At 75.6% G+C, this 20,100-nt stretch carries 2 protein-coding genes; both read right to left on the bottom strand.

Annotation, left to right across the window (positions count from 1 at the left end):
- Positions 1-2: 2 nt before the first annotated feature.
- The gene (locus ACFPM7_RS17395) at positions 3-17,972 is read right to left on the bottom strand and encodes a non-ribosomal peptide synthetase (RefSeq protein ID WP_378248685.1); all 17,970 of its coding nucleotides are present in this window, start codon (positions 17,970-17,972) and stop codon (positions 3-5) included.
- A gap of 86 nt (positions 17,973-18,058) precedes the next feature.
- Positions 18,059-19,351, bottom strand: coding sequence for a serine hydrolase domain-containing protein (locus ACFPM7_RS17390; protein WP_378248684.1), 1,293 nt, complete (start codon positions 19,349-19,351; stop codon positions 18,059-18,061).
- Positions 19,352-20,100 lie beyond the last annotated feature (749 nt).

Genomic DNA, 20,100 nt, shown 5'->3' with positions numbered 1-20,100 from the left:
CCTCAGGCTTGCTGGTCGGTGGCGGCGGCGAGTTCGAGGTCGGCGAGGACGAGGTCCTCCACGACGTCGGCGAGCGCCGCGATGGTGCGGGCGGTGAGCACGTCCCTGGGGGTCAGGGCCACGTCGAAGGCCTCCCGGGCGCGCGATCCCACCCGCAGGGCGCGGACGGAGTCGCCGCCCAGGTCGACGAAGCTGTCGGTCACCCCGACGTCGGGCAGCTCCAGCACCTCGGCCCAGATCAGCGCCAGCACCTCCTCGGTGTCGGTGCGCGGGGCGACCCGCTCGGCCCCGGTGTCCGGGAGCACGGGCTCGGGCAGGGCGGCGCGGTCGAGCTTGCCGTTGGGGGACAGCGGCAGCGCCGCCAGCGGCACGACGACCGCGGGCACCAGGTAGTCCGGCAGCGTGCGGGCCAGCGCGGCGCGCGCGCCGTCGGGGTCGGGGTCCGGGCCGGTGGCGTAGGCGATGAGGCGCTGGTCGCTGACCACGACCACGGCGTCGTCGATGCCGGGCAGCTCGCGCAGCCTGGCCTCCACCTCGCCGGGCTCCACCCGGAACCCGCGCACCTTCACCTGGTGGTCGGTGCGGCCCAGGAACTCCAGCACCCCGTCGGCCGACCAGCGGACCCGGTCGCCGGTGCGGTACATACGCGACCCGGCCGGTCCGTCCGGGTCGGGCACGAAGCGGTCCGCGGTCAGCCCCGGCCGGTTCAGGTAGCCGCGGGCCAGCCCGATCCCGGCGACGAACAGCTCGCCGGGCACGCCGACGGGCACCGGGCGCAGGGCGGCGTCCAGGACGTGCACCCGCGTCCCGGGCAGCGGCCTGCCGATCGGGGTGCCGCCGTCGAGGCGCAGCGGCGCGCTCCACGAGGTGACCACTGTGGACTCTGTTGGGCCGTAGGCGTTGACCATCCGCCGGTTCGGCGCCCAGCGCCGCACCAGCTCCGGCGTGCACGCCTCACCGCCGGAGACCAGCGTGCGCAGGTCCGGCAGCGCGGTCTCGGCGGGCAGTGTGGCCAGGGCGACCGGGGGGATCAGCGCGTGCGTGACGCGCCAGCGGGTCAGCACCTCGGCCAGGTGCTCACCGAGCAGCGGTCCGGCGGGCGGCACCACCAGCGCGGCGCCGGAGGGCAGCGCCAGGCACAGCTCCAGCACCGAGGCGTCGAAGCTGGGCGAGGAGAACTGCAGCACCCGGTCACCAGGCCCGGCGCGCAGGTGCGCGCGCTCGGCGGCGGCGAACGCGGGCAGACCGCGGTGGGTGACGGTGACGCCCTTGGGCCGCCCGGTCGAGCCGGAGGTGTAGATGACGTAGGCCGGGTCGTCCGGCCGCGGCTCGACCCGCGGCGCGTGGTCGGGCTGCTCGGCCGCGGTGTCCCCGGCGAGGACCAGCACCGGCACACCCGCCTGGGCGGCCACCGGCGCGGTGTCGGCGTCGGTGAGCACGAGCAGGGGCGCGGCGTCGGTGAGCATCGCGGTGATGCGCTCGGCCGGGTAGGCGGGGTCGACGGGCAGGTACGCCGCGCCCGCCTTCCACGCCGCCAGCTGGGCGACGACGATGTCCACCGAGCGCGGCAGGGCGAGGGCGACGATGCGCTCCGGTCCCGCCCCGCGCGCCGCGAGCAGGTGGGCGAGCCGGTTGGCGCGCGTGTCGAGGTCGCGGTAGGTGAGCTCGCCCTGGTCGCCCAGCAGCGCCAGCGCGTCCGGGGTGCGGGCGGCCTGCTCGGCGATCAGCTCGGGCAGCAGCGGTGGGGCCTGCTCGCCCGCCACGGCCGCGCCGCTCCAGTCGGCCAGCCGCGCCCTGTCCCCGCTCGGCCGAAGGTCCAGCGAGCCCAGTGGCGCGTTCGGGTGCGCGGCGATCTCCTCCAGCAGGGTCAGCACGTGCCCGCACAGCCTGCGGGCCGTCCCCTCGGAGACGAGGTCGGGGTCGAACCCGAGTTGTACGCCCAGCCGCTCGCCAGGAGCCGCGACCAGCGTCAGCGGGTAGTTGGTGGTTTCCCTGGCGTCCAGGTCGCGCACGACGGGCCCGGCCTCGGACTCGGCGTCCACCGGGTAGTTCTCGAAGACGACGATGCTGTCGAAGGCGGCCGCCCCGGGAGCGAGGTCGCTGCCAGCCTGGGCGACGGCGAGCGGCACGTGCTGGGCCGAGCGGGCCGCGGCCTGCTCGGTCTGCAACGTCCGCAGCCAGCGCGCCACCGGGACCGCGGCCGGGACGCGCACGCGCACCGGGGTGGTGGTGATGAAGATGCCGGTGATCCGGTCCACCCCGGGCAGCTCCGGGGGCCTGCCCGCGGCCGTCGCGCCGAAGCACACGTCGCTGTGGCCGCTGTGCGCCGAGAGCAGCAGCGCCCACGCGCCCTGGACCAGGGCGTTGAGGGTGAGGCCGTGGTCGCGGGCGAACGCGGTCAGCGCCGCGGTCCGCTCGACGCCCATCTCCTCGGTGGTCCAGGAGCTGGAGCGGGGCGCGTGCCCGGGGCCCGGTCGGCGGTCCAGCGGCAGCGGGGTCGGCTCGGCGAAGCCCGCCATCACCGCCGCCCAGTGCGCGGCGGCGCGCTCGTCGTCCTGCTCGGCCAGCCACCGCACGTGGTCGCGGAACGGCGGGCGCTCCGCGGGGACGGGGGGTGTGCCCGCGCGCAGCGAGCGGTAGGCGTCGAGGACGTCGCCGAGGACGTGGAAGACGCTCCAGCCGTCCAGCAGCACGTGGTGGAAGGTCCACAGCACCCGCACCTCGGTGGCGGACACCCGGGCGAGGGTGACCCGCAGCAGCGGCGGCGCGGTGAGGTCGATGCCCCGGGCCTTGTCCTCGGCGAGCAGCGCCCGCAGGTTCTCCTCCTGCGGTTGCCCGGTCCAGTCCAGGACCGCGACCGGCAGCTCGGCGCGGCGGTGCACGACCTGCACCGGCTCGGGCAGCCCGTGCCAGGCGATCGCGGTGCGCAGCACCGGGGTGTGGGCGACGGTGTGCCGCCACGCGTCGGCCAGCGCGGCCAGGCCCGCCGCGCCGCCGTCGACCCCGTCCAGCACGAACGTGACCTGCTCCAGGTAGACGCCCTGCTCGGCCTGGGAGAGCCCGTGCACGACCATGCCCGCCTGCATCGGGGTCAGCGGGTAGACGTCGAGCACGGCGCGCCCGCGGGTGAGGGCGTCCACCTGGGACTGGTCGAGGCGGGCGAGCGGGAAGTCCGACGGGGTGTGCCCGCCGCCGCCCGCGGCGCAGTGCGCGATGATCCGCCGCAGCGCCTCGGCGAGGCCGCGGGCCAGCCGCCGAACCGTGTCGATGTGGTGGACGTTGTCGGAGTACAGCCAGGTGATGCCCATCCGGTCGCCGTCGACGCGGGCCACGACGTCGAGCAGGTGCGGGCGCTCGGCGTCCGGGCTGACGTCGGACTCCAGCCCGCCGACCCCGGTGATCAGCCCGCCCAGCACGCCCGACCAGTCGAACTGGCCGAGGTAGTTGAACCCGACGGCCTGCTCCGGCACGGCGGCGAGGTCGCCGGTGAGGTGGCGCAGGACCCCGTAGCCGACGCCGTTGCGCGGCATGGCCCGCAGGTCCTCCTTCGTCGTGCGCAGCGCGGTCGCGATGTCCCCGTGGGCGCTCAGCGCGACCGGGAACATGGACGTGAACCAGCCGACGGTGCGGGAGAGGTCGACCGGCGCGGGGACGGCGTCCTCCTCGCGGCCGTGGCCCTCCACCTCCACCAGGACCCGCTCGTGCCCGGACCAGTCGGTGAGCGTCATGCCGAGCGCGGTGAGCAGCACGTCGTTGACCCGCGTGTGGTAGGCGCGCGGGACCTCGCGCAGCAGCGCGCGGGTCTCGTCGGTGTCCAGCCAGACGGTGTGCTCGCGGGTCGAAGCGGAGGTGTTGCGGCCGTCGGCGTCGCGGGGCAGCGCCGGGTCCGCGCCGTCGATGACCGAGCGCCAGTAGGGCAGCTCGGCGGTGAACGCCCGCGCGTGCTCGCTGAGCAGGCGCGCCCAGTCGCGGAAGGAGGTGGTGCGGGGGCCGAGGTCGATCGGCTTGCCCGCGGCGGCCTGCCGGTAGGCGGTGTCGAGGTCCTCCAGCAGCACCCGCCACGAGACGCCGTCGGTGACCAGGTGGTGCACGGCCAACCGCAGCGTGGAGTCCTCTTCGGACAGCTCGGCGGTGAGCAGGGGGCCGTCGGCGAGGTCGACCCCGGTCTCCCCGAGCGCGATGTCCCCGCCGGGGGCGGCGTTGTGCTGACGCCAGCCGTCGGCGGTGCGGGTGTAGCGCATGCGCAGCGCGTCGTGGTGGCAGGCGAGGGCGTTCAGCGCCCGCCGCAGCGCGGCGGTGTCCACGCCGGGGGCGAGGGTGAGCGCCATCGACTGGTCGAAGCGCGTCGGGTCCGGCCCGATGGTGGCGAAGAACCAGCGCTGCACCGGGGTCAGCGGCGCGTCGCCGCTGACCGGCCCGCGCTCGGCCTCGGCGGCCAGCGGCTGCGCGACGGCGGCCAGACCGGCGACGGTCGGGTGGTCGAACACCTGGCGCGGGGTGATCCGCAGGCCCTGCGCGCGTGCTCGGGACACGACCTGGATGCTCAGGATCGAGTCGCCGCCGAGGGCGAAGAAGTCCTCCTCCACCCCGACCTGCTCGACGCCGAGCACCCCGGCCCACACCTGGGCCAGCGTGGTCTCCGCCCGGGTCCGCGGCGCGGTGCGCGCGGCCCTGGCCTCGGCGGCGGGCTCCGGCAGCGCCTTGCGGTCCACCTTGCCGTTGGGCGTCAGCGGGAACTCCGCCAGCGGCACGACGACCGAGGGCACCATGTAGTCCGGCAGCTGCTCGGCCAGGTGCGCCTTCAGCGCGGCACCGTCCACCCCTTCGGCGACGGCGTAGGCGACGAGCCGCTTGCTCCGGCCCTCGGCGCGCACGATGACCACGGCGTGGGTCACCGCGGGGTGCGCGGCCAGCGCGGCTTCCACCTCGCCGGGCTCGATGCGGAACCCGCGGATCTTCACCTGGTCGTCCACCCGGCCCAGGAACCGCAGCTCGCCGGAGCCGGTCCAGGCGACGACGTCGCCGGTGCGGTACAGCCGCTCGCCGGGTGCGCCGGAGGGGTCGGGCACGAACCGCTCGGCGGTCAGCCCCGGCCTGCCCAGGTAGCCGCGCGCCAGCCCGGCCCCGCCCAGGCACAGCTCGCCCGGCGCGCCGACGGGCACCGGCCGCAGCTCGGCGTCGCGGACGCTGGCGCGCACGCCGTCGAGGGGCGAGCCGATCGGGATGGAGTCCGGCACCTCGCGGGGAATCCGGTACGCGGTGGCGAAGGTGGTGGTCTCGGTGGGGCCGTAGCCGTCGACGACGGTGATGCCGGGGCAGGCGTCCAGGACGGCGCGGACGGCGGCGGCGGGGACGACGTCGCCGCCGGTCCACACCTCGCCCAGCCCGGCCAGGCACGCGGGGTCGTCGTCGGCGATCACGCGGAAGAGCCCGGCGGTCAGCCACATCCCGGTGACCCCGTGCGCGGTGATCGCCTGGCGCAGCGCGCTCGGGTCGAGGTCGCCCGCCGGGGCGACGGCGACCCGGCCGCCGCGCAGCAGCGGCGCCCACAGCTCGTAGGTCGTCGCGTCGAAGGCCAAGGGCGAGTGCAGCAGCACGCACTCGTGGGCCGGGCCCGCGAAGCGGCTGTCGTCGGCGAGGGCGGTGATGTCGCGGTGGCGCACGGCCACGCCCTTGGGAACCCCGGTGGAGCCGGAGGTGTACATGACGTACGCCAGGCTGTCCGGGGCCACCCGCACCGGCTCGGCGGGCTCGTCGTCCACGTCGTGGAGGAGCTGGACGTGTCCGCTGTGCACGGCGGCGGAGACACCCGCCCACGTGGTGTCGGTCAGCAGAACCCGGGTCCCGGACTGCTCCAGCACCTCCCGCAACCGTGATCGCGGGGCGCGCAGGTCCAGCGGCAGGTACGCCCCGCCTGCCTTCAGGATGGCCAGCTCGGCCACGACCAGCCACGGCGAGCGCTCGGCCAGCAGCGCGACCGGCTGCTCGGCGCTCACCCCGAGGGCGAGCAGCCTGCTCGCCAGGCGACCGGACAGCTGGTCCAGCTCGGCCCGGGTCCAGGCCACGCCGGCGGCGGTGACCGCGGGAGCGGCCGGGTCGGCGGCGAGCACGGCCGCCCACCGCGCGGTGACGGTGTCCGGCGGCGGCACAGCGTTGTCCAGGCCGCCGAGGGCGCTGAGCATCCGCGCCTGGGCGTCGGTGAACACCGGGAGCGCGCCGACCGGGGTCGTCGGGTCGTCGGTGACGGCGGTGAGCAGCAGTTCCAGGTGCTCGGCCAGCCCGCGGGCGGTGCTCTCGTCGAACAGGTCCGGGTCGTGATCGATGTCGATCACCATGCCGTCGCCGCCGGGGCGCACGACGACGCTGATCGGGTAGTTCGTGGGTTCGGTGTCGGTGCTGCCCACCAGGCGCACGCCGGTCGCGGCGAGGGCTTCGGGGTCGAACGGGTAGTTCTCGAACACCACGATGCTGTCGAAGAGGTTCGCGCCTCCGCCGACGCCGCCCCAGGCGCGCAGCTGGTTGAGCGCGGCGTGGTCGTGGCGGCGGGCCTCGGCCTGGCGGGCCTGCACCTCGGCCAGCCACGCCGCCGTGCCCATCCCGCGGCGCACCCGCAGGCGGGTGGGCACGGTGTTGATGAACAGCCCGACCATCGACTCCACGCCGGGCAGGTCGGCGGGGCGGCCGGAGACGGTGGTGCCGAACACCACGTCCTCGGTGCCCGCGAAGCGGGCCAGCAGCAGACCCCACGCGCCCTGCACCACGGTGCTCGCGGTCAGGCCGTGGCGCTGGGCCTGCGCGCGCAGCCGCTCGGCGGTGGCGGCCGGGAGCACCAGCCTGCACGTGCGGCCGGAGGAGGCGCGGTGGGCCTCGACCGGGCGCCGGTCGTAGGGCAGCGGCGTCGGGCTGAGCCCGGCCAGCTCGGCGCGCCAGAACCGCTCGGCCTGCGCGTGGTCGCGGCCCGCGAGCCAGGACAGGTAGTCGCGGAACGGCCTGCGCGCGGCGACGGCGTGCCCGGCGTAGCGGGCGCACACCTCGGCGAAGACCTCCGCGGCGCTCCAGCCGTCGAGCAGCACGTGGTGGAACGTCCACACCACCGTCGCCCGCCCGCCGTCGCCGGGGGCGATCGCCACGCGCATCAGCGGCGGCGCGGTCAGGTCCACGCCGAGCGCGCGGTCCTCGGCGAGGTGGCGCTCCAGCGCGGCGGCGTGGTCCTGGCCGGAGAAGTCGAGCAGCGCCACCGGGAGCACGGCGTCGCCGCGCACCACCTGCACCGGCTCGGCGACCCCCTCCCACACCATCCTGCTGCGCAGCACCGGGTTCGCCGCGACGACCGCCCGCCACGCCTCGGCGAGGGCCTCGGGGTCCCCGATGCCGTCGAGGGTGAGCACGACCTGGTTGAAGTAGGCCTCGCCCGCGCCGTCCACCAGGCTGTGGAAGACCATGCCCGCCTGCATGGGGGTGAGCGGGTAGACGTCCTCGACCGCGCCCGCCCCGCCGACCAGGCCATCCACTTCGGACTGGGTCAGGCGGGCCAGCGGGAAGTCCGACGGGGTGCGCCCGCCCGCGCCCGGCTCGGCGCAGTGCGCCACGATCCCGCGCAGCGCCGCCAGCACCGCCTCCGCCAGCCCGCCCACCGTCTCCGCGCGGTGGATGCCGCGGTCGTGGTACCAGGTGAACTCCAGTTCCCCGTCGAGCACGTGGCAGACGAGGTCGAGCTGGTGGGCGCGGGGCATCCCGGGGTGGGCGTGCCCGCCGATGCCGCCGCGCACCCCGGTGATGAGCCCGGCGCCCGACCAGTCGAACTGGCCGAGGTAGTTGAAGCTGATCCGCGGCGCGGGCTCGGGCAGCGCGCCCGCGAGGTGGCGCAGCGCGCCGTGGCCGACGCCGCGGCGCGGGATCGCGCGCAGCGCCTCCTTGGTGGACTTGAGCGCGCTCGCCCAGTCGGCGTGGGCGTGCAGCGCGACCGGGTAGATCGAGGTGAACCAGCCGACGGTGCGCGAGAGGTCGACGGCGCCGGGGACGGCGTCCTCCTCCCGGCCGTGGCCCTCGACGTCGATGAGCACGCGGTCGCGGCCGGACCAGTCGGTCAGCGCCCGGCCGAGCGCGGCGAGCAGGACCTCGTCCACCCTGGTGCGGTAGGCGGCGGGGACGGCGCTCAGCAGCGCGGCGGTGTGCTCGGCGTCCAAGCGGACCGTGACCTGGCCCATCGCCTCGACCGTGCCCGCGCCGGGCCCGTCGGCGGGCAGGGCGGGGTCGGTGTCGAGACCGCGCCAGCGGGGGAGTTCGTCGGCGAAGCCGCCCGCGCGGGCGTGGCCCTCCAGCGCGCGGGCCCAGTCGCGGAACGAGGTCGTCTTGGCGGGCAGGGTCTCCTGCCGGTAGGCGGTGGCGAGGTCTTCGAGCAGGACGCGCCAGGACACCCCGTCGACCACGAGGTGGTGGACGACCAGCACGAGCACCGGGCCGGGCAGCAGCGCGGCCAGGACGAGCGGGCCGCTGGCCAGGTCCAGGCGTTCGGCGAGGCGCACGGCCACCTCGTCGGGAGTGCCGTCGGCGGTCTCCAGGACGATCTCGGCGGCGGCGGTCCCGGTCTGCCGCCAGCGGTCGCCGTCGCGGGTGAAGCGGGTCCGCAGGGCGTCGTGGTGCCCGATGAGGACGGTCAGGGCGCGGCCGAGGGCGACGGGGTCGACGTCGGCGGCGAGGTCGAGCGCCACCGACTGGGTGAACACGGCGTGGTCGGGGTTGTCGGCGTCGAGGAACCAGTGCTGGATGGGGGTCAGCGGCGCCGGGCCGCTCACCCTGCCCTGCTCGGCGCGCGGCCCGTCGTGGCCGACGGGGGTCGCGGCGGCGGCCAGGTCGGCCAGCGCGGGGTGGGCGAACACGTCGCGGGCGGTCAGCGCCCAGCCCGCGGCGCGGGCCCGGGACACCATCTGGATGCCCAGGATGGAGTCGCCGCCGATCTCGAAGAAGTTGTCCAGCGCCCCGATCCGCTCCAGGCCGAGCAGCCCGGCCCAGATGCCCGCCAGCACGCGTTCGGCGTCGCTGCTGGGCGCCACGTGCGCCGCCGTCGCCGTCGCCGTCCAGTCCGGCTCCGGCAGGGCACGCCGGTCGACCTTGGCGTTGGCGGTCAGCGGCAGGGCCGCCAGCGGGACGATCGCGGCGGGGACGAGGTAGTCCGGCAGCGCCGCGGTGAGGAACCCGCGCAGCGCGGCCGGGTCGGCGGTGGCGGGCACGACGTACCCGGCCAGGCGGGTGCGGCCGTCGCGGCGGTGCGCCACGACGACGGCCTGGGTCACCTCGGGGTGGCGCAGCAGCGCCGCCTCCACCTCGCCGGGCTCGATGCGGAACCCGCGGACCTTCACCTGGTCGTCGGCGCGGCCGAGGAACCGCAGGACGCCGTCCTCGCCCCAGCGGACCACGTCGCCGGTGCGGTAGGCCCGCTCGCCCGGGGTGAACGGGTCGGGCGTGAACCGCTCGGCGGTGAGACCGGGCTGGCCCAGGTATCCCCGGGCCAGCCCGGTTCCGGCGAGGTAGAGCTCCCCGGGCGCGCCGATCGGCGCCAGACGCCGGTCGGCGTCGAGCACGTAGGCGCGCATGCCGTTCAGCGGTCGGCCGATCGGCACGTTCTCGGGGACCTCGCCCGTCATGGGGTGGCAGGTGGCGAAGGTGGTGGTCTCGGTGGGGCCGTAGCCGTCGACGACGGTGATGCCGGGGCAGGCGTCCAGGACGGCGCGGACGGCGGCGGCGGGGACGACGTCGCCGCCGGTCCACACCTCGCCCAGCCCGGCCAGGCACCCGGGGTCGTCCTCGGCGACGACCCGGAACAGCCCGGCGGTCAGCCACAGGGCGGTGACGCCCAGCGCCGGGATCACCGAGCGCAGCAGCGCGGGCTCCACATCGCCCGGCGGGGCGACGGCGATCCGGCCGCCGCGCAGCAGCGGCACCCACGCCTCGTAGGTGGTGGCGTCGAAGGCGAGCGCGGAGTGCAGCAGCGTGCACTGGTGGGCGTCCCCGGCGAACCTGTCGTCGCGGGCCAGGGCGACGATGTCGCGGTGGCGCACGGCGACACCCTTGGGGGTGCCGGTGGAGCCGGAGGTGTACATGACGTAGGCGAGGCTGTCCGGCGTGATCGGCACGTCGGGGGCGCCGGCGGGCTCCTCGGCCAGCGTCGGGTCGTCCACGAGCACGATTGGTCCGGTGTGGACACGGCGCGCGGTGTCGGCGCCCTCGGCGTCGGTGATGACGACGCGCACGCCCGCGGCCCGCGCCAGGTCGCGGGTGCGGGGGACGGGGGCCGTCGCGTCCAGCGGCAGGTAGGCCCCGCCCGCGGTGAGCACGGCCAGCTCGGCGAGCACCACGGCGGGCGAGCGGCGCAGCAGCAGCGCGACCCGGTCCTCCGGCCGCACACCCAGCGCGAGGAGGCGGTGCGCGAGCCGGTTGGCGTCCTCGGCGAGCGCCGCGGAGCTGATCACCACGCCGTCGGCGACGACCGCGGCGGCGTCCGGGGCGCGGCGCACCCGCTCGGCGAACGCCCCCGTGACCGTCTCGGCGGGAGTGCCGGTCTCCTCGCCGTGCCAGCGGGCGAGGGTCGCGGCCTCGGCGTCGTCCAGGACGGGGATGTCCAGGGCGGCGCGGTCGGGGCCGGCGGCGATGCCGCGCAGCAGCGCCAGCATCCGCCCGGCCAGCCGGGCGATGGTGGCCGCGTCGAAGAGCGCCGGGTCGTAGCCGAAGGACAGGCCCAGCTCGGCGTCGGGGTAGGCGACCAGGGCCAGCGGGAAGTTGGTGCTCTCCACCCCGGTCAGCTCGCGCAGGTCGTGGTCGGTGACCGGGTAGTTCTCGACCACCAGGATGCTGTGGAACAGCGGGTCCGGCAGGTCCGTGCCCGCCCGCACGCGGGCCAGCGGGAGGTGCTCGTGGGGCTGGGCCTCGTTCTGCTCGTGCTGTAGCGCGCGCAGCCACGGCAGCAGCGGCTCGTCGGGGGAGATCCGCACGCGGGTGGGGACGGTGGTGATGAACATGCCCGCCATCGACTCCACGCCGGGCAGCTCGGCGGGCCGCCCGGACACCGTCGTGCCGAACACGACGTCGCGGTCGCGGCCGGGGCGCGGGCCCTCGTGGTGGGCCAGCAGCAGCGCCCACGCGCCGCGCAGCACCGTGCCCAGGGTCAGGCCGCCGCGCTGCGCGAGCCCGGTGAGCGCGGCGGTGGTGTCGCGGTCCAGGCGCACGTCGGCGCGGGCGCTGGACTGCGCGGGGTGGTCGGGGGCGGGCGGGCGGTCGAAGGGCAGCGCGGTCGGCTCGGCGATCCCGGCCAGCGCGGCGCGCCAGTGCGCCTCGGCCGCGGCGATGTCCTGCCGGGCCAGCCAGGCGATGTGGTCGCCGAACGGCGGGCGCGGCGGCGGTGTGCCGCCGCGCAGCGCGGTGAGCAGGTCGGACAGGACGAGGAACAGGCTCCAGCCGTCCAGCACCACGTGGTGGAAGGTCCACAGCACCCGCGTCCGCTCCGGGGACAGCCGGGCGAGGACCACCCGCGACAGCGGACCGGCGGCCAGATCGATGCCCGTCGCGCGGTCCTCGGCGCGCAGCGCGGCCCGTTCGGCCTCGACGTCTGCGTCGGTGGCGCCGGTCCAGTCGAGGACGCGCACGGGCAGCCGCGCGTCGCGGCGCACGAGCTGAAGCGGTTCGGCGACGCCGTCCCACACCAGTTCGGTGCGCAGAGCCGGGGTGGCGCGGGCGACCGCGCGCCACGCCTCGGCGAGCCGCTCGGCGTCGGCGTCCACGACGAACTCGATCTGCTGCAGGTAGGCGTCCGCGTCGGCGCTGCCCCGGTGGAAGACCATGCCCGCCTGGGTGGGCGAGAGCGGGAAGAGGTCCTCGACGTCGCGGCCGTCGCCGACCAGCGAGTCCACTTGGGACTGGCTGAGGCGGGCGAGCGGGAAGTCCGACGGGGTGCGCCCGCCCGCGGTGGCGCAGTGCGCCACGATCTCGGCGAGCGCGGCCACGAGGCCGCGGGCGAGCCCGGCGACGGTCGACTCGTCGTGCACGCCGGGGGAGTAGAACCAGGTGGCCTCCAGCTCACCGGCGTCCACCCTGGCGACGACGTCGATCAGGTGCGGGCGCACGGCGTCGGGGTGCGTGCGCAGCTCCAGCGGGCTGAGCACCCCGGTGACGAGGCCGCCGGTGTCGGGCAGGTCGGCGTCGCCGAGGTAGTTGAAGCTGATCCGCGGCGCGGCGCCGCAGGGGACCTCGGCGATGTGGCGCAGCGCCGCGTGCCCGATGCCGTGGCGGGGCACAGCCCGCAGGGCCTCCTTGGTGCTCGTGATCGCCTCGGCCCAGTTCTCGTGCCCGCGCACCACGAACGGGTGCATGGCGGTGAACCAGCCGACGGTGCGCGAGAGGTCGACGCCGGGCAGCAGGTCGTCCTCGCGGCCGTGGCCCTCCAGCATGACCGGGACGCCGTCGCGGCCGGTCCAGTCGGCGAGGACCCGGCCGAGCCCGGCCAGCAGCACGTCGTTGACGCGGGTGCGGTAGGCCTCGGGGACGCGCTGGAGCAGCGCGGTCGTCTCCTCCCGGCCCAGGCGGGCGGTGACCGAGGCCTGCCCGAGCGCCGCGCCGGGCCGGTCCACGGGCAGGGCCGGGTCGGCGGTGCGCGCCCAGTGCGCCTGCTCGCCCGCGAACCCGCCGGAGCGGGTGAAGGCGTCCAGGGCCCGCGCCCAGTCGCGGAACGGGGTGGTCTTGGCGGGCAGGCGGACCGGCTCACCGCGGTGAATCTGCGCGTAGGCGGTGCCGAGGTCCTCCAGCAGCAGCCGCCAGGAGACGGTGTCCACCACGAGGTGGTGCACGGCGAGGGTGAGCCGCTCGCCGTCGAGGACCGCGCGCACCAGCGGGCCGTCCTCGATGTCGAACGCCGCGCCCGCGTCGTCGGTGCCGTCGGAGGGGGCGGGGGTCTCCCGCGGATCGGCGGTGCGCTGGCTCCAGCGGCCGTCCGCGCGGGTGAACCGGGTGCGCAGGGCGTCGTGGTGCTCCAGCAGCGCCGCCAGCGCGCCGCGCAGCGCGTCCGGGTCGGTGCCGGGGGCGACGGCGAGGTCGATGGACTGCGCGAAGTGGCCGGGGTGCTCGCCGGTGGTCGCGAACATCCAGTGCTGCACCGGGGTCAGCGGCGCGTCGCCGGTGACCGGGCCCTGCTCGGCGCGCACCTCGTCGGCGGAGGCGGTGTGCGGGGCCAGCGCGGCGATGGTCTGGTGCAGGAACAGGTCGCGGGCGATCACCCGCAGTCCGGCCTCGCGGGCGCGGGCCGCGACCCGCAGGCCGAGGATGGAGTCGCCGCCGAGCAGGAAGAAGTTGTCGTGCACCCCGACGCGGGGCAGGCCCAGCACCTCGGCCCACACGCGGGCCAACACGCGCTCGGTCTCGGTGCGCGGCGCGACGTGGTCGTCGCCGCCGGTGAAGTCCGGGGCGGGCAGGGCGCGGCGGTCGAGCTTGCCGTTCGGGTTCAGCGGCAGCGCGTCCAGGCCCACGATGGCGGCCGGGACCATGTACTCCGGCAGCCGCCGCGCCAGGTGCGCGCGCAGCTCGTCGGCGTCGGCCGAGCCGACCACATAGGACACCAGGCGGCGGTGCCCGCCGTCCTCGCGGGCGACGGTGGCCGCCTCGGTCACCGCGTCGTGGGCGACCAGGGCGGCGTCGATCTCGCCCAGCTCCACCCGGAAGCCGCGGATCTTGACCTGGTGGTCGGCGCGCCCGAGGTAGCGCAGGTCGCCGTCGGCGGTCCAGCGCACGACGTCGCCGGTGCGGTACATCCGGTCGCCGGGCTCGCCGTGCGGGTCGGCGATGAACCGCTCGGCCGTGAGCCCGGCCTGGTCCAGGTACCCGCGGGCCAGGCCGCGGCCACCGAGGTGCAGCTCGCCCGGTACCCCGACCGGCACGGGGCGCAGGTCGGCGTCGAGGACGTAGGCGCGGGTCCCGGTGATCGGCTTGCCAATGGGCACCGCGTCGGGCGTCGGGCCGTCGGGGGCGTACCAGGCGGTGGCGTAGACGGTGGCCTCGGTGGGGCCGTAGATGTTGGCGACCCGGGTGCCGGGGAGGCTGTCGGCGACCTGGCGGGCGACGTGCGGCGGCAGGGCTTCGCCCGCGAGCACGGTGACGGCGGGCCGGGCGGCGAGGCCGTCGCCTGCCAGCATCTGGGTGAACGCCGAGGGCACGCCGCTGACCAGGGTCGCCTCGGCCGCGGCGCCCTCGCCGAGGGCGAGCACGTCGCGCACCAGCTCGATGCGCCCGCCTGCCAGCAGCGGGGTGAAGACCTCGAACACCGAGACGTCGAAGTTCAGCGACGTGGACGCCGCCACCCTGGCCAGCGCGGGGCCGAGGTCGGCGGCGGCCCACCTGGCCAGGTCGGCGACCGAGGCGTGGGTGACGACGACGCCCTTCGGGCGGCCGGTGGAGCCGGAGGTGTGGATGACGTAGGCGGGGTGCGCGGGCAGCAGCCGCGCCCGGCGCTCGACGTCGGTCAGCGGGGCGGGGGAGTAGCCGGGGGCGTGCGGGCCGAGCGTGTCGCCGGGCAGCCGCTCGGCGGTGATGGTCAGCAGCGGCCGGGTGTCCGCCAGCAGGGCGGCGACGCGCTCCGGCGGATGGGACAGGTCGATCGGCTGGTAGGCGGCACCTGCCTTGAGCACGGCGAACAGGGCAACGATCAGCTCCGGCGTGCGGGGCAGCGCCACGGCGACGAACCGCTCCGGTCCCGCGCCGCGCTCGATGAGCAGGCGGGCCAGCTGGTTGGACCGCTCGTCCAGCTCGCGGTAGGTCAGGACGGTCCCGTCGCAGCCGACGGCGGGCGCCTCCGGCGTCGCGGCGGCCTGGGCGGCGAACAGCTCGGGGATGGTCGCCTCGGCCACCGGCACCGGCGGGTTCCAGCCGGTGACGATCCGGTCGCGCTCGTCGTCGGCGAGCAGTGACAGCTCGCCGAGCCGGTGCCTCGGGGCGGCGGCGAACGCGGCGAGCAGGCGGGTCAGGTGCTCGGCGACGCGCTCGGCGGTGGCGGGCTCGAACAGCGCGGTGTCGTACTCGAGCACCAGCTCCAGCGCCTCGGCGCTCGGGGTGAACTCGAAGACCACGTCGAAGCGCGACGCGGGGCGCGGCAGCGGGTGCGGGCGCACCCGCAGCCCGGCGACCTCGTGCGGGGCGGGCTCGGGCTGCTGGAGCAGGACCAGCGCCTGGACCAGCGGGGTGCGGCCGGGGTCGCGCTCCGGGCGCAGCTCGTCCACCAGCCGGTCGAAGGGGACCTCGGCGTGCTCGAACACGCCGAGGACGGCCTCGCGCACCTGGGCGAGGAAGTCCGCGACGGTCAGGTCGTTGTCCACATCGGAGCGCAGGACGGCGGTGTTGACGAAGAAGCCCAGCAGGTCCTGCACCTCGGGGCGGTCGCGGCCCGCGGTGATCGTGCCGACGGCCACGTCGCGCTGTCCGCTGTAGCGGGCCAGCAGCACCTGCACGGCCGCGGCGAGCACCGTGAACAGCGAGGCGTCGTGGTTCCTGGCCAGGCGGGCGAGCGCGTCGGTCAGGGCGGCGCCGACCGTCGTGCGGTGGGCCGCGCCCGCCTTGGAGCGCACGCGGGGGCGGGGGCGGTCGGTGGGCAGGTCCAGGACAGGAAGGCCGGCGAGGGTGCCGCGCAGGCGGTCCAGGTGCGGGCGCAGCGCCTCGTCGGTCAGGCGGGCGCGCTGCCACTGGCTGAAGTCGCGGTAGGACACCGGGAGCGCGGGGACCTCGGGGCGCTCGCCCGAGAGGAGGGCGCGGTAGTGCTCCAGCACCTCGGCGATGAGCAGCCGCACCGACCAGCCGTCGGTGACGATGTGGTGCTGGGCGATCAGGAGGACGTGCTCGCCTTCGTGGTCGAGCAGGACGGCGCGGGTCAGCGGACCCCGGCTGAGGTCGAACGGCACGCGCAGTTCCTCGGCGAGGTCCCGGTCCAGGTCGGTGGAAGCGGCGGTGCGCAGCGGGATCTCGGCGGCGTCGGCGACGACCTGCGCGCCGTCGCCGAAGGTGGTGCGCAGCGCGTCGTGCCGCGCGGCGACGGCGTTGAGCGCCCGCTGGAGGACCTGGGTGTCGAGCGGGCCTGCCAGGCCGACGGCGATGCCGGTGTTGTACTCCGGGTCGCCGGGGTCGGCCTGGTCGAGCAGCCACAGCCTGCGCTGCGAGGCCGACAGCGCGACGGTGCCTTCCCCGGCACCCGGGGTGATCGCGGCGCCCGCGTCCTGGTCGTCGATCAGCGCGGCCAGCGCGGCCGGGGTCCTGGCGGTGAAGACCGAGCGCAGGTCGAGGTCGACACCGAGGTCGGCGGTGAGCCGGGCGAGCAGGCGGGTGGCCAGGATGGAGTCGCCGCCGAGGGCGAGGAAGTCCTCGTCCACCCCCACGGCCGCGACACCGAGGACCTCCGACCAGGCCCGCAGCACGGCGGCCTCGGTGGCCGTCCGCGCGGCGTCGTGCCCCCCGCCGCCCCAGACGGGGGCGGGCAGCGCGTCGCGGTTGAGCTTGCCGTTGGCCGAGAGCGGGAACGCGGCCAGTTCCACCACCGCGGCGGGAACCAGGTGTGCGGGCAGCCGGTCGGCCACGTGCGCGCGGAGGTCGCCGGGGTCGCCGTCGGCGGTGATGTAGGCGACCAGGCGCTTGAGGCCGGAGTCGTCGGCGCGGGCCACGACCACCGCGTCGCGCACCCCGGGCCGGGCGCGCAGCGCGGCCTCCACCTCGCCGGGCTCGATCCGGAAGCCCCGGATCTTCACCTGATGGTCGACGCGGCCCAGGAACCGCAGCTGTCCGTCGGAGCCGCGCCGCACCTGGTCGCCGGTCCGGTACATCCGCGCGCCGGGCGCGCCGTGCGGGTCGGGGAGGAAGCGCTGGGCGGTCAGGCCGGGCGCGCCGAGGTAGCCGCGGGCGAGACCCGCGCCCGCGACGTACAGCTCGCCGGACTCGGCCGGGCGCAGGTCCGCGTCGAGGACGTAGGCGCGCGTGCCGGGGATCGCCGTGCCGATCGGCACATCGGCGTCCTCGGCCAGCGCGCCGCTCCACGTGCTGACGACGGTGGACTCCGTCGGGCCGTAGGCGTTGACCATGCGGCGGCCCGGCGCCCACCGCCGGACCAGCTCCGGCGGGCAGGTGTCGGCGCCGACGACGAGCGTGCTCAGCTCCGGCAGGTCCGGGACCGGGTCGACGGTGGCCAGCGCCACCGGCGGGATCAGGGTGTGGGTGACGCGCTCGGCGGCCAGCAGCGCGCCGAGCGCCGAGCCGAGCAGCGGGCCCGGCGGCGGCACGACCATCGTCGCGCCCGCCGCCAGGGCCAGCGCCAGCTCCAGCACCGAGGCGTCGAAGCTGGGCGAGGAGAACAGCAATACCCGGTCGCCCGGCCCGGCCCGGAAGTGCTCGGCCTCGGCCGCGGCGAAGGCGGCCAGGCCCGTGTGGGTCACCACCACGCCCTTCGGCCTGCCCGTGGACCCCGAGGTGTAGATGACGTACGCCGGGTGCGCCGCCGCGGTGGCGGCGGTGTGGACACCGGGCGTGCGCGCGCCGTCGAGCAGCACCAGCTCCGTCGGGACCTCCGGCAGCCGCCGCGCCACCGCCGCCGAGGTGACCAGCACGGCGGGCCCGGCGTCGTCGAGCATGTGCCGCACCCGCTCGGCCGGGTAGTCCGGGTCCACCGGCAGGAAAGCGCCGCCCGCCTTCAGCACACCCAGCTGCGCGACCACCATCTCCGCCGACCGCGGCAGCGCCACCGCCACCACGCTCTCCGGCCCCACCCCGAGCGAGCGCAGCCGCAGCGCCACCGCGCCCGCCTCGGCGTCGAGGTCGGCGTAGGACAAGGCGCCCCCGGGGTGGCGCACGGCGACGGCGTCCGGCGTCGTGCCCGCCCAGTGCTCAAGGAAGTCGGTGAGCCGGGCAGCCGGGTCGGCGCCGTCGTTCCGCGGGCGCGACGGAGCGTCCTGAGTGGTCATCAGGGGGCCTTTCGGAGAGCAGGGGGCAGTGACCGCGCGGCCTGACGGCGACCGGCAGTAAGGAGACCTTCGGGGGAAGAGCGCCGCTACGAGACCTTCCGGGCCACCCGGCCCGCGATCTGGAGCCCGGCGACGGAGTTGTCGGCACCCGCCAGGAACAGTCCTGTCTGGACGCTCTTTCCGGAGTGCGGGTCGCACAGCGCGAACACGCCGTCCTCGGCGAGCACCAGGCGCGCGGAGGGCTCGTCGTCGACCACCAGCACGAGGTCGCGGCCGCGGGCCACGATGCGATAGTCGGTGTCACCGTTGCGGTAGTCCCCGGCGTAGCCGTCCACCGCGCGCAGCGCCGCCTTGGTCGGGGTCGGCGGGTGGTGCTCCCCGACGACGATCCCCTGGTCCTCCAGCACGGGCAGCAGCGCGCGCCACATCTCGTGCCCGGAGGTCGCGTTCGCCGTGAAGGCGACCACGACATCCTCGCTCGGGTGGATGCGCAGGTGGCACGAGGTGCCGGTGGCCATGCCGTCGTGGCCCCACCAGGATGTCTCGGCGATGTCGTAGCGGGCCAGGCTCAGGCCCCACGCGTCAGCCAGGCCGACGGGCTTCGCACTGGGCTCGGGGACGAGCATGGCGGCGAAGTCGACCTCGTCCAGGGCGGTCTGCCGCCCTCCCTCCAGCAGCGCGCGACCCAGCTTGACCAGGTCGTCGGCGGAGCAGGCCAGTCCGCCCGCGGCCGCCTGCGCGAGTCCGACGCCCTGGTCGACGGGGCGGACGCGGCCGGTGGCGGCGTTCACCGCGTGTCCGCACGCGTGGGCGCGCTTGCCGCCGGTGACGAAGCGGGGCGTGATGCCCAGCGGCGCGAGCACGATCGCGTCGACCGCCTCCTGCCAGGACATGCCCGTGACCTCGGCGGCGACCGCGCCGAGGATGCTCGATCCCGCGTTGGCGTAGGAGAACGCCGAGCCGGGTTCGTGCAGCGTCCCGCACGCGGCGACGGCCTGCAGGTAGCGGGGCACCGAGTGCGCCACCGCCTCCGCGCCGGGGGGTTCGTTGACCACGCCCGAGGTGTGGGTGAGCAACTGGCGCACGCTCACCCCGCCGATCGGGGTTCCGCGCAGCGCCCTGAGGTACCGCCGGATCGGCGCGTCCAGTTCGACCTCGTCGTCGGCGACCAGCGCCAACACCAGGACGGCCGTGAAGACCTTGGTGATCGATCCGATGGGGACGGCCGAGTCGGCCGTCATGACGCGGTCGGTGCCGTGCTCCTCAAGGCCCCCTGCCCAGGAACGGACGGCACTCCCGCGGCTGATGGTCAGCTGCGTGCCCGGCGTCTTGGTCTGGTGCCGTAATCGGTCGTAGCGCGAGCTCTGGTCGTCGAGCATGACTTTCCCACCTTCATCCGAAATCCTTCCCATTGGGCACCCTGTGGAACGGGAGCGGACAGACTTCGATCAGGCAAAAGCCTGTCACTTTCTGGGCAGCCTCAGCGACTATACGTACCGAAGTGGAAGTCAGCACGGCTTGACCGGATGGCTGAATGTCCATTACGGACAATCAATGGCTCTCGGTCCGGCACCTGGGTGGACGGAGCGTGAGAGATCGGACCGAGTCCGGTGCCGACTTCACTCGTATGGCCTGGTTTAGACCTGAACCGCAGCGGTTAGACGACTCGCGAGTAATGCTCATGGCCGCAGGGGATGATGCGGCCTGAGCAGGACGGGGAACGTCAGTACATCGAGAATGACTAACACTCACCTGTGTGCGGTGTTGGTCCATTCGTGTGATCATTCTCGACGTTCGAGCCAGTGTTTCTACTGAGCGGTGAGTGCACCCGAAGGGCGTGTGTCCGATGCCCTTGAGCAGGAGTTAAGGGCGGAAACTCGTTTGTGACTTTAGTCACCAGGTGGACAATGGTGAGCCTTGCCCGCGTTTGCCGGTGATTCGTTCGGCGTTCAGGTGGGTGGAACGCGTTACGCCGAACGCGAGTCGGCAGGGCGTGAAGAGAGCGAGTTCAGGCGGTCGTAGCATGTGATCTTGGTGTTCGGTGGGGAAGGATTCCCTGTCGTGCGCAGGATGTTGACGTTGGCTGATCGGGAGGAGATCTCCCGTGGGCTGGCGGAGTCGTTGGAGT

The organism is Actinokineospora guangxiensis, from assembly GCF_042657845.1.
GTDB lineage: Bacteria > Actinomycetota > Actinomycetes > Mycobacteriales > Pseudonocardiaceae > Actinokineospora > Actinokineospora guangxiensis.
This window is presented reverse-complemented; position numbering and strand designations above follow the sequence as displayed.

Excerpts from the sequence above, each read along its gene's own strand:
- ACFPM7_RS17390 (WP_378248684.1), bottom strand. The coding sequence starts at position 19,351 with ATGCTCGACGACCAGAGCTCGCGCTACGACCGATTACGGCACCAGACC.
- ACFPM7_RS17395 (WP_378248685.1), bottom strand. The coding sequence starts at position 17,972 with ATGACCACTCAGGACGCTCCGTCGCGCCCGCGGAACGACGGCGCCGAC.